17 protein-coding genes are annotated in these 13,985 nt (G+C 39.5%); 5 read left to right on the top strand and 12 right to left on the bottom strand.

Features of this window, described 5'->3' with window-relative positions; genetic code table 11:
- Positions 1-44 precede the first annotated feature (44 nt).
- Together VOI46_RS03920 and VOI46_RS03915 are read right to left on the bottom strand one after the other, a co-directional pair.
- Positions 45-635 carry a YjaG family protein gene (locus tag VOI46_RS03920; RefSeq protein WP_004588549.1) on the bottom strand — a complete coding sequence of 197 codons (591 nt, stop codon included), beginning with the start codon at positions 633-635 and terminating at the stop codon, positions 45-47.
- The gene (locus VOI46_RS03915) at positions 619-978 is read right to left on the bottom strand and encodes a DUF2007 domain-containing protein (RefSeq protein ID WP_004588550.1); all 360 of its coding nucleotides are present in this window, start codon (positions 976-978) and stop codon (positions 619-621) included. The genes VOI46_RS03920 and VOI46_RS03915 overlap by 17 nt, the downstream gene beginning before the upstream one ends.
- An 83-nt stretch (positions 979-1,061) precedes the next feature.
- Between VOI46_RS03915 and VOI46_RS03910 the strand changes: the two genes are divergently transcribed.
- The 3 genes from VOI46_RS03910 (at position 1,062) to VOI46_RS03900 (ending at position 3,695) form a co-directional block, all read left to right on the top strand.
- Entirely contained in the window at positions 1,062-1,499 is a 438-nt protein-coding gene (locus VOI46_RS03910; RefSeq protein ID WP_004588551.1) for a DUF2721 domain-containing protein, read from the top strand.
- A 445-nt stretch (positions 1,500-1,944) separates the two neighbouring features.
- Positions 1,945-2,829 carry a LysR family transcriptional regulator gene (locus tag VOI46_RS03905; RefSeq protein WP_004588552.1) on the top strand — a complete coding sequence of 295 codons (885 nt, stop codon included), beginning with the start codon at positions 1,945-1,947 and terminating at the stop codon, positions 2,827-2,829.
- A gap of 245 nt (positions 2,830-3,074) precedes the next feature.
- A complete protein-coding gene (locus VOI46_RS03900) occupies positions 3,075-3,695 on the top strand; it encodes a 2OG-Fe(II) oxygenase (RefSeq protein ID WP_004588553.1) in 621 nt (206 codons plus the stop codon).
- 63 nt (positions 3,696-3,758) lie between these two features.
- On the opposite strand, the gene ubiA is transcribed toward VOI46_RS03900, so the two are convergent.
- Both ubiA and VOI46_RS03890 read right to left on the bottom strand, forming a co-directional pair.
- Positions 3,759-4,637 (bottom strand): 4-hydroxybenzoate octaprenyltransferase, encoded by an 879-nt coding sequence (gene ubiA, locus VOI46_RS03895; RefSeq protein WP_004588554.1) that lies wholly within the window; start codon positions 4,635-4,637, stop codon positions 3,759-3,761.
- Positions 4,634-5,173, bottom strand: a complete 540-nt coding sequence (locus tag VOI46_RS03890) for a chorismate lyase (RefSeq protein ID WP_004588555.1) — start codon at positions 5,171-5,173, stop codon at positions 4,634-4,636. The genes ubiA and VOI46_RS03890 overlap by 4 nt, the downstream gene beginning before the upstream one ends.
- A gap of 154 nt (positions 5,174-5,327) precedes the next feature.
- Here VOI46_RS03890 and VOI46_RS03885 point away from each other — a divergent pair, with 154 nt between their 5' ends.
- Positions 5,328-5,726, top strand: a complete 399-nt coding sequence (locus tag VOI46_RS03885) for a flagellar basal body-associated protein FliL (RefSeq protein WP_004588556.1) — start codon at positions 5,328-5,330, stop codon at positions 5,724-5,726.
- 2 nt (positions 5,727-5,728) lie between these two features.
- Here VOI46_RS03885 and glpG read toward each other — a convergent pair whose 3' ends face one another.
- From glpG to VOI46_RS03855, 6 genes are all read right to left on the bottom strand, one after another.
- Positions 5,729-6,550 carry a rhomboid family intramembrane serine protease GlpG gene (gene glpG, locus VOI46_RS03880; protein ID WP_004588557.1) on the bottom strand — a complete coding sequence of 274 codons (822 nt, stop codon included), beginning with the start codon at positions 6,548-6,550 and terminating at the stop codon, positions 5,729-5,731.
- The gene (gene glpE, locus VOI46_RS03875; RefSeq protein WP_004588558.1) at positions 6,547-6,864 is read right to left on the bottom strand and encodes a thiosulfate sulfurtransferase GlpE; all 318 of its coding nucleotides are present in this window, start codon (positions 6,862-6,864) and stop codon (positions 6,547-6,549) included. Before glpE ends, glpG begins: the two co-directional genes overlap by 4 nt.
- A gap of 64 nt (positions 6,865-6,928) precedes the next feature.
- The gene (gene tdh, locus VOI46_RS03870) at positions 6,929-7,954 is read right to left on the bottom strand and encodes an L-threonine 3-dehydrogenase (protein ID WP_004588559.1); all 1,026 of its coding nucleotides are present in this window, start codon (positions 7,952-7,954) and stop codon (positions 6,929-6,931) included.
- A gap of 49 nt (positions 7,955-8,003) precedes the next feature.
- The gene (locus VOI46_RS03865; protein ID WP_004588560.1) at positions 8,004-9,200 is read right to left on the bottom strand and encodes a glycine C-acetyltransferase; all 1,197 of its coding nucleotides are present in this window, start codon (positions 9,198-9,200) and stop codon (positions 8,004-8,006) included.
- A 168-nt stretch (positions 9,201-9,368) separates the two neighbouring features.
- Positions 9,369-9,932 carry a D-glycero-beta-D-manno-heptose 1,7-bisphosphate 7-phosphatase gene (gene gmhB, locus VOI46_RS03860; RefSeq protein ID WP_004588561.1) on the bottom strand — a complete coding sequence of 188 codons (564 nt, stop codon included), beginning with the start codon at positions 9,930-9,932 and terminating at the stop codon, positions 9,369-9,371.
- Positions 9,929-10,990: a glycosyltransferase family 9 protein gene (locus VOI46_RS03855; protein ID WP_004588562.1), complete on the bottom strand. Its 1,062-nt coding sequence runs from the start codon at positions 10,988-10,990 to the stop codon at positions 9,929-9,931. The genes gmhB and VOI46_RS03855 overlap by 4 nt, the downstream gene beginning before the upstream one ends.
- Positions 10,991-11,114: 124 nt before the next feature.
- On the opposite strand from VOI46_RS03855, the gene VOI46_RS03850 reads away from it, so the two are divergent.
- Positions 11,115-11,843, top strand: coding sequence for a 3-deoxy-D-manno-octulosonic acid kinase (locus VOI46_RS03850; protein WP_004588563.1), 729 nt, complete (start codon positions 11,115-11,117; stop codon positions 11,841-11,843).
- Here the strand turns inward: VOI46_RS03850 and VOI46_RS03845 are convergent.
- Both VOI46_RS03845 and VOI46_RS03840 read right to left on the bottom strand, forming a co-directional pair.
- Positions 11,832-12,908, bottom strand: coding sequence for a glycosyltransferase (locus tag VOI46_RS03845; RefSeq protein WP_004588564.1), 1,077 nt, complete (start codon positions 12,906-12,908; stop codon positions 11,832-11,834). The genes VOI46_RS03850 and VOI46_RS03845 overlap by 12 nt on opposite strands.
- Positions 12,905-13,978 carry a hypothetical protein gene (locus tag VOI46_RS03840; RefSeq protein ID WP_039972329.1) on the bottom strand — a complete coding sequence of 358 codons (1,074 nt, stop codon included), beginning with the start codon at positions 13,976-13,978 and terminating at the stop codon, positions 12,905-12,907. Before VOI46_RS03840 ends, VOI46_RS03845 begins: the two co-directional genes overlap by 4 nt.
- Positions 13,979-13,985 lie beyond the last annotated feature (7 nt).

Here is a 13,985-nt window from a genome sequence, read left to right as displayed (position 1 = left end):
TAAAAATTGCTAGAGAGCAATTAACCACAGTTAATTAATTACAACTATAACGCCAAACCAATATTGGTTTGTCCATCTGCAACGGCCTGCTTTTTAAGTGCCTTAACGTTTTCAGAAGTCACGCGGCCCATATTTTCTACAAAGTCGATTAGCTCACTCAAAACTTCAATTTCGTATTGCATTAATGGGTGTTCTCGTACGGCTTTATTGTCGGCTACTTCACCTTCAACCGTCATTTGGTATTCAATAAAACGCGCCACCGTTGCTTGCGATATTTTACTAACACTTATAAATTCTTGCTCGTCTTGCCCCATCAAACCGTGCATTAGGCTCAAAAGCGACGTTGCAGCGTCTATTGCGGGGTAAGTACCAAACATATCAAAGTCGGCAAGTTCAGGTACATTTGGCTCAATTTTTTCTACTTGTTTTTCGAGATCTATTTTACTTTTTGGTAGTAATATTTTTTCCCAGCAAACATTTAACGCACTGCGTAATAAGGCTTCATCACCAAAACCGGTGGCTTCACTAAATAAACCATAATTAGGTAACATACGCTCAATTAAAGCACTTGCTAACACCGCTTTTTGTAAGTAGTTTAGCTCTCTAATACGTTGAAAGTTATTCGCTTTTGTCATTTCTTAACGTCTCACATGACCAACAAAAATCAAATGTTGATCCATTATGCTCATTACAGTTAGGGCATACCCAATCTGGAGCGGATTGTTTTACTTGTTGGTAGTTTACCAATATTTCGCGCGCGTGGCGCTCTTTTATCGAATAAACCTGCACACTTACTTGGGTTTGTTCAAAGGGGATTTCGCCTAAGGCGCCTTGAAGCATTTCACCTTGAATTTGGCACTCAATTGCCGCGCTTAATAACAGCCCTTTGATTATATTTGCCTCTAACGTGTTATCTGCTTTGTAGAGCGTTACCCACTGAAAAGCTTGCTGAGTATTATGAGTATTAATATTTTGCAATTATCACCTCAATTATTTTGTGTTTACAATATCCTACGATACTCTACTAAAGTGTATAGCAGGTAACTTTTTAGGATAAAACAATGACACTTACTACCCCAGGTTTACTTTTTCCAGCAATCTCACTGTTGCTGCTTGCTTACACAAACCGCTTTTTAGTACTAGCGCAATTAATCCGAGAATTAAATTCACGAGAAGGTGAATCTATTCGCCCCGTTGTTGTGGCTCAAATAACAAACTTAAGAAAGCGCATTAAGCTAATACGTACCATGCAAGTGTATGGTGTGGCGTCTTTTTTATTGTGTACGCTATCAATGTTTGCCTTATTTATAGAATTTAATACCACAGGCATTATTTTGTTTGGGGTGAGCTTAGCGTGCTTAAGCCTTTCGTTATTAACATCGTTATTTGAAATTCATATTTCGTGCGACGCCATAGAAATAGAGCTACAAAGTATTGAAGACAAACCCTTAAGTAACCGCATTACTAAAAACTTTACTAAAAAAAGTAGTAAGCCTTAGCGGCTTATTTTTCTAAAATCTTAAACAATAATAAAGCGATGGCATAACCTAAAACTATAAGCGTTTATGCCTCACTTCATTACAAATCACTACGTAGGATTTTCCTATAGCCTTTTTCTGGAATACTTTTTTATTAATTAATGCTAAATTATGTCTAAAGTATTACTTTTAAAAGCATCAAAGCGCCTAAGTCATTGTATTTAGTCTTACTTGCTAACATAGCTTAGTTTTAAATAGAGTAATAAATCACTATAAATAAGCCTAATTGGTAATACTTTTAAATGCGTCTTCTCTTTAAATAATACTAAAAGAGGGATATGCTGAGGCAAATATGTCATAAATTTGCAAACACAGTTACATATTAGGCTTCGCTTTTTGAAACGTTAAATCTAATATTATTGATGTTCGCGGCACACGCGACTTACTTATAAAAAGGGACTATAAAGTGAGATTTGAACAATTAGAACAATTTGTAGCGCTTGGTGTATTACGTCATTTCAGACAAGCAGCTGAACAAACTCAAATTAGCACATCAGCGCTAACGCGCAGCATTCAAACCCTAGAAGACGAAATGGGGTACGAACTAGTGAAACGCTCAACACGTTCAGTAAAGTTAACACCCGAAGGCGAGCTATTTCTTGATTACGCCAAAAACACCCTTGCCGAACTTGAGCATACAAAAAAACGAATTTCTCAATCGGTTAACGGCAATACTGACGAAAAGTTAGTCATTGGCTATACCAACAAAGCCAGCAGTGTAGTACCTATCTCATGCGGGCAATTTTTAGCACAATACCCCCATGTTAAAATAGAAATGCAATTGCAAGAGCAGCACGAACTTGCACGCAAACTGCAAGAGGGCGAGATTGATATCAGTGTTTATTCGCAGGCAATTAACAGCATCGGCAGCGACATACACCTGCCAGACCAACTGGTATTGTTTGTTTCTAAACACCATCCGTTAGCAAATAAAAGCGATATCAGCAAACACGATTTAGATAGCTACCCTATGTACGGCTGTTTTTCTCAGTCTAAACAAGTACAAAGCATGCTTAACGAAGCCATCGATATGCTCAATAAATCGGCTAGCATTAAGGTAGGCAGCATTGAGCAAGTAATGTCAGGGCTGGTTAAATCAGATCACTTTGCTATTGCAAGTATTGAACACGCGAGCACTCTTGCAGAACACACAGAGCTTGTACAGCTAAAAACAAATAAAGACTTAAGTCACGAACAACTTGTTATACAAACAAGTCAACAAGCAGCAGTTGGCGAACACATTGACCATTTATTATCTCTTATCAAAAAAGCATCTACGACTATTACTTAAGCCAAGATAAAAATAGCATACCGCATTGCCCTTAAACCTTTTAAGGGCAACCAATTTAGATAGCCCTTACTGATTTACTCTTCTTGTTACCAAAACCTGCAGCACAGCTGCTTAACCTAAAAAGCCCTTTTAGTTTTTATACTTACGCGTTAGGTTTTTATTTGCTTAAGTAGCGGAGCACAAACCACTAGCTATTAAATTTTTTTAGGCTACACTGTCGCACCTTTTTTAATCAACAGACATAAATGAACACACTTTTTAGTTCTGATGTTTATTTAGATGCAATAGAAACCCATGGTTATGTTGTTATACCTAACGCACTTATTAGCGAGCTAGTAGAGAGTTTAATCACCGATTGCCACCGTATTAACCCGCATTTTAGCGCTGCAGGTATTGGCCGTTTAAATGACTTACAAATAGATAAAACCATTCGTAAAGATAAAACCTATTGGTTTGATGGCAGCTCACAAGCACAGCTAACTTATCAAGCAATAATGGAAAGTATAAAAACCACACTTAATCGACAGTTTTTTATGGGCTTATTTGATTATGAGTGCCACTACGCTAAATACACCCAAGGCGACTTTTATAAAAAGCATTTTGATGCATTTAAAGGGCGATCTAACCGCGTATTTACAACAATCCTTTATTTAAATACGCCCGAGCACGGTGGCGAGCTTGTTATATACAAACCAAAAAGTAAGCAAATAGAGATAATAATTAAACCCACCGCGGGGACACTCGTTATGTTTGAAAGCGAGCGTTTTGCGCACGAGGTATTACCTGCCATTAATGAGCGCTACTCTATTGCTGGCTGGTTTAGAAAGAACGCCTCAATAAGTGGAGTAATTGACCCCCCACGATAAAACCAACATAGCCACAACAACTAGTGGCTATACTGAGGTTAAATTAATAGCGTTGAGATGAAATTAACGCGCAAATACAAATGACAAGAACAAGCCAACAAAAATAGCTAATCCAACATAGTGATTATTTAAAAACGCTTTAAAACATGCATCACGCGCACGTTTATGAATAAGCACTTGCTGATAAATAAGTAACCCAGCGGCAGTACATAAACCTGCAACAAACGCCAAGCCTAGCTGGTTAATTAAGCCAATAAGCGCCAACAACGCTATAAAATTAGCGTTTAATAAAAATATAATATGGCGGTCGTATTTACCAAATAAAATAGCAGTAGATTTAACCCCTATTTTTAAATCGTCATCTCTGTCAACCATGGCATACATAGTGTCGTACGCTACCGTCCAACAAATATTTGCAACAAATAACAGCCACGCCTGCAGCGGTAATGAGTCAACTGATGCCATATATGCCATAGGTATTGCCCAACCAAATGCAGCGCCTAAGACTACCTGCGGAAGATGTGTATAGCGTTTCATAAAGGGGTAGCAAAATGCCAGTGCCAACGCCCCAAATGACAATAAAATAGTGTTGATGCTAAGTAGTAATACCAATACAAAAGCAATGGCTATCAGTAATATAAATAAACTCAGTGCTTCACCTGCACTTACTTGTCCGGTGGCCAAAGGCCGCCCTGCTGTACGCTTAACTGAGCCGTCTATTTTTCTATCTGCAAAATCGTTAATAACGCAGCCAGCACTGCGCATAACAATTACGCCTAAGGTAAATACAATAAAGTTAACTAGGCTTGGCATACCAGCGTTTGCAAGCCATAGAGCCCAATAAGTAGGCCACAGTAATAGTAATGTACCGATAGGTTTGTCAATGCGCATGAGCTGAATATAAAAAGGGCTATGCTGTAATTGCAAAGGGGCTAATTTCATGAGTACAAATAGGCTCCGGGTAAAAATACTTCGCACACTAAAAAGTGATAATCATTAATAGAAAACACACTACGACGACCTAATAAAGGGTGCGTAGTTAAATTCAACTCTTTAACAAGTGACTGCAGCGCATGCTCTGAGTCAAAGCGCCCTACCTCAATATTACTTCGGGTAAGTTCAGGGTGCTGAAAAATAACATCACCTAAAGGGCGTGCGCCCATATTATGCAGTGTTGTTTGCGTTTGTGTACTGGGCAGCCAACTTTGGGCATACACCATGGGTGTATTGTCACACAATAAAAGCACCTCGCGATTAAGTGCTTTATTTGTATTTGAGCCAAGTAGTTGTTGCTGTGCATCGCTTAGAGTAAAAGTTTGCTCATTAAGCACTTTTACACTAAAAGTTTGTGCATTACTTTTTAATTTAGCGGTTAATGAATGTGGCTCAAATAGCCACTCTTGCTCTAACGCAGATAAGTTATTTACCAAAGAAGCACATTGCCAATTGGCAGATATAGAAAGCGGAAATGTAATCATAATAGCTCAATAAAATTAAAACCGAGACGATGATAACATTGCCAAAGCATTTGAAAAAGTGATGTTTTACTGCCGATAAATAATTGCAGGAGCTGTTTATTAGGCGCTATTAAGTATAAACTATTTGTATTAAGAAAATGGAAACACACTAAAGATGAAAAAAATAGTATACGCAGGTTTTTTAGCACTGATCCTAAACTGTTTTAGCTTCTCGGCAAAAGCGGAATCGACAGTGGGCTATTTTGGTTTTGAGCCAGACATAATTACCAATTACATAGGCGCCTCAAGTAAAAAAATGGGCTATGTACGCGTGACTATAGATTTAATGCTTAGCAATAACGAAAATATTGCTATTGTAGAGCACCATACCCCGCTTTTACGCGATGCGTTAGTAGAAATACTATCTAAAGAACCTGAAGAAAAAATAAAGTCGCTTACTGGGCGTGAAGAAATCAGAGCAAAGTGTGCCGAAAAATTAAAAAGCCTGTTAAAAGAAGAAACAGGCCAAGAGATTATTCGTGAAGTATTATTTACTAAGTATTTATACCACTAAGCTTACGCTTTTTTAGCATTAAATAAATTAGCGGTTACGGCATAAGCCATGCCGCTTAAAAGCCCACCTAAATGCGCCCAATTAGCCATACCAACAAACAACACATCAGCAAAACCAAGTACCAGCCAAATTAACATAAAGCCAATAATGGCAGTGCTGACTAGCGCAGGCTGCTTAGGATTTAAATAGCTGTGAATCCAACAAAAACCCAATAAACCATACACAACGCCACTTAAGCCGCCAAAGTTAGGCCCCACAATTAAAAACTGAGCCCAGTTACTAATAAGTGCAGTAACCACAAATAGCCCAACTAAACTCAGCTTGCCGCATTGCTTTTCAATATTATCACCTAACGACATCCACCAAATTAAGTTAAATACAATGTGCATTGCGCTAAAATGAACAAGTGCCGGCGTTAACCAGTTAAGTGGTTGGCTCGGGTTAAACTGCAAAGCAGTGTATATTTGCTCAAAGCCACCCAATAAAAATGCAAAGTAAATAGCAACGCTTACAATACTTACGGTTTTATTTAGCCAGCTTAGTGCTTTAAAGCGCGCCACTAAATTAAGCGATTGTCCTTGATACGTTAAGCCAGATTGCGTACTGCCCACATCCCAAGAGGCTTGTTGATAACGCTCATGATTGGGGTTTTGTACAAATTCAGCCCACAAAGGTTGCACTTGATGAAAGTGCTCGCCCGCAACACAAATAATAACATTACTGCCATCAGCACTGCGCAGTTGCCCTTCTAAGCCTTGGCTTTTTAAATAATCTATAAAGCCCTGTGCGGCACGAGGATTATTTAAACTACCTAGCTCAATCATCGTTCCACTTTCTCGCTGTAAGCCGCTTCCCAAGCTGTAAAGCCACCATCCATGCTATATACATCTTCAAAGCCCTGCTCTACTAAATAACTAGCCGCACCTTGTGAGCTCATGCCGTGGTAGCAAACAATAATAATAGGCTGATCGAACTCTTTTTCCATCATAAACTGAGCTATATTGGCATTTGAAAGCGCTTCAGAGCCAGGAATATGCCCTGCTTGGTACGAATTAGGATCGCGTATATCTGCGATCACTACATCTTCTTTATCAAGTAGTTCGTGCGTTTGTGCTATAGATATATGTTTAAATGCCATTGAAATCTCTTTTAAAAATATAATAAAAAGGCGGCTAAAGCCGCCTCTGTATGCAAACTTTAAACTATTCCCAGTTTAAAATTACTTTACCAGATTGACCTGAAATCATCATATCAAAGCCAGCTTGGAAGTCATCTACCGAATATTGATGCGTAATAATAGGGTCTAAATTAAGGCCCGATTGAATCAAGCTTGCCATTTTGTACCACGTTTCGAACATCTCGCGACCATATATACCTTTGATCACTAAGCCTTTAAATATAACTTTATTCCAATCTACGGCCATATCTGATGGCGGAATACCCAACATGGCAATTTTGCCACCATGGTTCATGTTATTTAACATAGAATTAAAGGCGCTTGGCACACCTGACATTTCAAGGCCAATATCAAAGCCTTCAGTCATACCTAGCTCATTCATTACATCTTCAAGCTTATCATTCGCAACGTTTACGGCACGTGTAGCGCCCATTTTACGCGCAAGCTCTAAACGGTATTCGTTAACATCGGTAATCACAACATGGCGAGCACCCACATGCTTAGCAACGGCCGCCGCCATAATACCAATTGGCCCAGCCCCTGTAATAAGCACATCTTCGCCCACTAAATCAAACGATAAAGCGGTGTGCACAGCATTACCAAACGGGTCAAAAATAGACGCAAGCTCGTCAGAAATATTGTCAGGAATTTTAAACGCATTAAAGGCCGGAATAACTAAATATTCTGCAAATGCGCCTTCGCGGTTAACGCCCACACCGGTTGTATTTCGGCACAAATGCACACGACCAGCACGACAGTTACGACAATGCCCACACGTAATATGTCCCTCGCCAGATACGCGGTCACCTACTGCAAAGCCACGTACTTCTTGGCCCATATCAACCACTTCACCCACGTACTCATGGCCTACAACCATAGGGGTCGGAATGGTTTTTTGTGACCACTCATCCCATTTATAAATATGAACGTCGGTGCCACAAATCGCGGTTTTACGAATTTTAATGAGTAGATCGTTATGCCCTACTTCAGGCTTGGGTACGTCGGTCATCCAGATGCCGGTTTCGGCTTTTAATTTTGATAAGGCTTTCATAGTTAACACTCAACTAAAAAACCGAAGCAATACTTCGGTTTATAAAAAATTAAATAACGCCCATTTCTTTACCAATACGGGTAAAGGCAGCAATTGCGGTGTCTAGTTGTTCAATACTGTGCGCAGCAGAAATTTGTGTACGAATACGCGCTTGGCCTTTTGGCACAACAGGGAACGAAAAACCGGTTACATAAATGCCTTCAGCGAGTAGTTTGTCTGCCATTAATGAAGCAACTTTAGCATCGCCAAGCATTACAGGAATAATGGCATGATCTTTACCCGCACACGTAAAGCCTGCAGCTTCCATTTGCTCACGGAAATATTTAGCATTTGACCAAAGTTTAGCGCGTAACTCGCCACCATTTTCAAGCATTTCGAGTACTTTAATTGACGCAGTTACAATTGAAGGCGCTAATGAATTTGAGAATAAGTAAGGGCGCGAACGCTGACGTAGCCATTCAACAATTTCTTTTTTACCTGATGTATAACCGCCTGATGCACCGCCCAGCGCTTTACCTAGCGTACCGGTAATAATGTCTACACGGTCAAGCACATTACAGTACTCAGGCGTGCCTTTACCGTTTTCGCCAATAAAGCCTACCGCATGTGAGTCATCAACCATCACTAATGCATCATACTTATCAGCAAGGTCACACACAGCTTCAAGGTTACAAATTACGCCATCCATAGAAAACACGCCATCGGTGGCAATTAATTTTGTTTTAGCGCCCGCTTCATCAGCTGCAATAAGTTGCTTTTCAAGATCCTCCATATCGTTATTAGCATAACGAAAACGCTTAGCTTTACATAAGCGTACGCCATCAATAATTGATGCGTGATTTAGAGAATCAGAAATAATAGCATCTTCAGCGCCTAAAATAGTTTCAAATAGGCCCGTGTTAGCATCAAAACAAGACGAGTATAAAATTGTATCTTCGGTTTCTAAAAACGCGCTAATTTTTTGCTCTAGTGTTTTATGAATATCTTGCGTGCCACAAATAAAACGCACTGAAGCAACACCAAAGCCATGGTCATCTAAACCACCTTGCGCTGCTTTAATTAGCTCAGGGCTATTTGCTAAGCCTAAGTAATTGTTAGCACAAAAATTAATAACTTTATCGCCAGATGCAACTTCTATTTGAGCTTGTTGCTGCGAGGTAATAATACGCTCACTTTTATACAAACCTTGCGCTTTAACGTCTTCAATTTGCTCTTGTAGTTGGCTAAAAAAAGCAGATGCTCTCATCTGTAGTCTCCAATTAAATGAACGGGTAAACAACAACATTAAAGCCACTGTTTATGTTGGGGTGTATTGTAAAAGTTTAACAAGTAAAATGCACTGTTTGCAGCTCGTCGCTAATACAGGTAATGGTAGCAATACTTAACACTTTAGTTGCGATAATATAAACGCACTTTATACCAAGTAGTGTGCTGGTAAATCGTTAATAGAGTCAATCACTAAATCGGCGTATTGTTTAGCGTTTTCGTCAAATTGTTGGCCAGAGCGAACTAGCACTCGCGTGCTAATAGCCGCTTTTTGTGCCGCTTGAATATCGCTAAGCTTATCACCCACCATAACACTGCTCAAAGGGTCAATATTATGCTCTTGCATAGCTTGTAACAGCATACCAGGAGCTGGTTTTCTGCACTGGCACTGTTTTAAATATTGCGCTATCGCTTTTTTGGGATGGTGCGGGCAAAAATACACATCTGTAATTTTAATATTGTGCTCACTAAATTGTGTTTTCATCCACTGAGTTAAAGCTAAAAAGTCATCTTCAGTGTAGTAACCTCGCCCTATTCCTGATTGATTAGTCACTATGATAATTTTATAACCTGCATCATAAAATGCTTTACAGGTACTAAACACACCGTCTATAAATTCAAATTTTTCACTTTGATACACATAGCCATGATCAATATTTACCACGCCATCTCGGTCTAAAAAAAGCGCTTTGGTTTTTTCTGTTACACTCATTTTATAGACTCTTTTTGTACCACATGATCAAACATAGCTTTAACACTGTCTACGGTTATTTGGCTCATAAGGTCATCTCCCTTAACGCGCGTACCCCAAGGCAATTGTTGAGCTGTTTTACCCGTTTGCTTTAGCAGATTTTGATGATACACCTCAACTACGTAGTCTTGATATAAATAAGGGCCTGTACGTGCAGGATTAGAATGCGCATATAAACCAATAACCGGCGTACCTACCGTTACCGCCATATGTGCAGGGCCGGTATCGGGGGCTAAAACTAAATCAGCGCGCTTAAGCACACATAACAGCTCTTTAAGTTTTGTTTTACCGACTAAGTTTAAAATAGTGCAGTGACTGTGTTTTATAATTTGATTAGCTAAATTAATCTCAAGCTCAGTTGGGCCGCCCGTTAGTACCACGTTAAAGCCCTGCTCATGCGCGTAATCAGCAAGGGCAGCGTAGCGCTCTGGCAACCAGTTTCGCTGTGCTTTACTGGCCGCAGGAGATATTACCAATAACTTATTTGCCAAATGCACAGGCCCTAATAATGCATCTGCTTTATTCTCATCCGCTAAGGTATAAGGCATATCCCAGGTAGGTGAATAGTCTTTAACTCCAATGGCACCCGCAAAGCCTTTAAACCCCTCTAGCACATGCGCTTCTTTTTGTGGGGCTATTCGTTTATTTATAAACAAGCTATGTAATTCTTTTGAACGTGCCCAATCAAAGCCTATTTTTACTTTAGCCGGAATACAGCGTGCAACAAAGCCAGCTCTTAATGCGACTTGCATATTAAGTAGCACATCAAACTGCTGCCCTTTAAAAGAATGTGCTAACTTTTTAAGTGCATCCTTACCTTGTTTTTTATCAAAAACTACCAGCTCAACCCCAGGTAAATCGGCAAGTAACATGGCTTCTATTTTACCCATTACCCACGTTATTTTTGCATTGTGGTGTGCTTTTTGAATGGCTTGTACAGCACTAACGGCATGACACACATCACCAATGGCAGAGAGTCTTAAAATACAAATTGAGGAGTAATTAGGCACTTGAGTCACGCGTTCCACTTTGGCTTTAAATAATAGACTGCGATCTTAAATTATACTCGCACTAATGCAAGCACTTATGCTGCGCTATAAAACACGTTAATATACACGCATTATTGAATTATTTTAACGAGCTATGTTTAAAACACTAACGCAAGGTAAGCACACTATTTTAAGCCACCCAGATTATTTTAACGAGGTTGATTTAAACTGGTTTGATGCAGATTATTGGCAACAGCAAAATAAAATAGTCGGTGCTAAAAAAGGCCGCGCCACAGCCTGGTTTTTTAAACACAATAATTTAACCGCTGTACTTAGGCACTATTGGCGCGGCGGTTTAGTTGGCAAGTTGTTAAGCGATCAGTACCTCTACCCTGGGCTTAAAAGTACCCGTGTGTATAAAGAGTTCAGCTTAATGATAAGGCTTATTGAGCTTGGCTTAAATGTACCAAAACCCATTGCCGCTAAGGTAACAACCGCAGGCTTAATTTATCGTGGCGATATAATTACAGAGGCTGTAAAAGGGGCTAAAAGCCTGCTCGATATTTTAATTGAACGCCCACTAACAGAAGATGAGCTCAAGCGCATTGCCAATACTGTTGCGCTGTTTCACTCAAAAGGTGTGTACCACGCCGATTTGAATATAAATAATATTTTATTTAATGAAACGGGCGAGGTTTATATTATCGATTTTGATCGCGGCGAAATAAAACCATTAAATAAGCAATGGCAACAAAGTAATATGGCACGTTTAGAGCGCTCATTTTTAAAAGAGCAAGGACGTAACAACGCTTTTTATTGGCAAAGTAATGACTGGCAAACTTTATTGGCTATTTATAAAGGGCAATTAACATCACAAAGCTAGGTATTGCTTAGCAACCTGTTCAGCCGTTACCTTTTGTAAAATGTCGGCATTATCTACATTAGGCTTAGTGTTTAAAACCAGCTCAATTTTAGCCGCTAGCTCATCGCTATGCCCTACAGGCGCTAAATATTTAGCCAAGTCGTTTGTTAAAATTTCGCTCGGTCCAAACGTACAGTTAGTACTTACTACAGGCGTGCCAACAGCTAATGCTTCAATTAACACTGTAGGGAGCCCTTCAAAATCAGAGCTTAATACTAATGCCTCAGCCTGCTTAATCCAGTTATACGGATTTTGTTCAAACCCTGGCACTATAAGTTGTCCCTCAATACCATACACTTTTGCAAGCTTAAATGCTTTGCTAGGCTTATTGCATAAAAGGACTAATTTGTATTTTTTATCAAGCTTTGCAAATGCCGCAAATAAAATATCGTGGCGCTTTTGTTTAGCTAACCGCCCTACATGAATAACATACGGCGATTGTGGAATTTGCGTATTAACCTCATCTGAGAGCCGCTTTATATCTGCTAAATTAAAGGGATTATAAATAGTTGTGATGGCGCTTGGGCTAATTAAATGCCCTTGGGTAATTTCTTGCTCTACCCCTTTAGACACGCACACCAAGGATTTTCCGTTTAAGTTTTGCTTTGACTTTTTAAGATAGTAATAAGAAAACGGGCCTAGCTTTTTTTGCCTAGCTAGCTCTGCATTAACAGAATTATGCATAACAAAGTGAACATTTTTAATCTGACTTTTAGCCAATAAGTTATTGCTTCTATCTAAATTGCTAAGCACTAAATCTATGGGGCCAGTTTGTTTTTGTTTGTTATTAAACCACGCCTCTAGTTTTGCTACACTTTTGTTTATTTTCCAAAAGCGATCCACTTTAGTGGCTTTATCACTGAATAAACTTTCAACCTTTATATTCGCAGGGATCGTGTACTCATATTTATTAGCCAACGATAAAATAGTAACGCTATGCGTTTTTACTAGCTGCTGAGCAAGGGTTAGCATCACTTTTTCGGCGCCGCCACCCGCTAACGAATCTATTACAATCACTATATTCATCTATCGGCAACCATCAGCATGCTTTTAACCCCTTGCGTTATTTCTTCATAGCTATGCGCGCTTTCAAGCAAAGAGTATTTTTCTAGTAGCTGGTTAAAATGCGGCTCTATTAGTAAAGCGCTGGCTTTATTTATTATGTCTTCAATCTCAAAGTTTGCTTTAATTACCACGCCAGTTGTGGCGCAACTTGCTAGGCGCTGTGTTTGATCTTTTGAAATAGCACATGCCACAGCAGGCGTTTTAACAGCAATCGCCTGCAATAAGGTGTCGCCAGCACTTAACAACGCAAATTTAGCTTGCTCCATAAGCGACAAAAACTCACTATTTTCTAACGTATCCAAATTTATAACCGTATTTGATACTGGCAACGCTTTATTATAATTAGGGCCAAATACCACCACCGCCGTTAACCCTGTTTGCAATGAAATTTGCTCTGCGGCGGCAAAAAAAACATCTGCACAGTTTTGATTATCTAGCACATGACCGCCAGAGCCTGCACTCACAATAAAGTAGCTTTGTTCATCAAGCTGATATTTTTTTAACACCTGTTTGGTATCGCACGCTGATGAAAATGCTATGTAAGGGCCCACATTTTTAGGCATAGCCAAAGAAAACATATCTATTTTAGCTTTTTCAGCCCAGCTAAGCGGTTCAATGCAGTAATCGGGCTGTACCACCCAATGGCTATCAATTAGGTTGATACGATTAAGTTTTAAACCTTTCGCTCGCTTTTTCGCATGCTGAGAAATAAACACCACTTTGGCACCCACTTTTTTTGCAGCTTTCATGTGAGCAGCGCGCCCTGCACAATCAAATATTACAATGTCAGGTTTAAAATCGGCTATAACTTCACACACTTTATCGCGCTCTTTAGTCGCAGAGCGCTCAAGCAAGGTGGTATCATATGGGCAGTTTTTAGCGTAGTTCGTGTGTTTATTTAAAACAAAATGGATATTAAGTGAACCTAGACATTCACTTTCAAGGCTTTGGGCTAGCAACAACGAGCGCATGTATTCACCTATTCCTTGTGGCGATGATACGGGTATAAATAAAAGTCGTTTGTTGCTCATTGCATTC

The organism is Pseudoalteromonas sp. CuT4-3 (assembly GCF_035666335.1).
GTDB classification, from domain to species: domain Bacteria; phylum Pseudomonadota; class Gammaproteobacteria; order Enterobacterales; family Alteromonadaceae; genus Pseudoalteromonas; species Pseudoalteromonas atlantica.
Note: the sequence above shows the minus strand (reverse complement) of the source record. Positions and strands in the feature narration are given on the sequence as shown.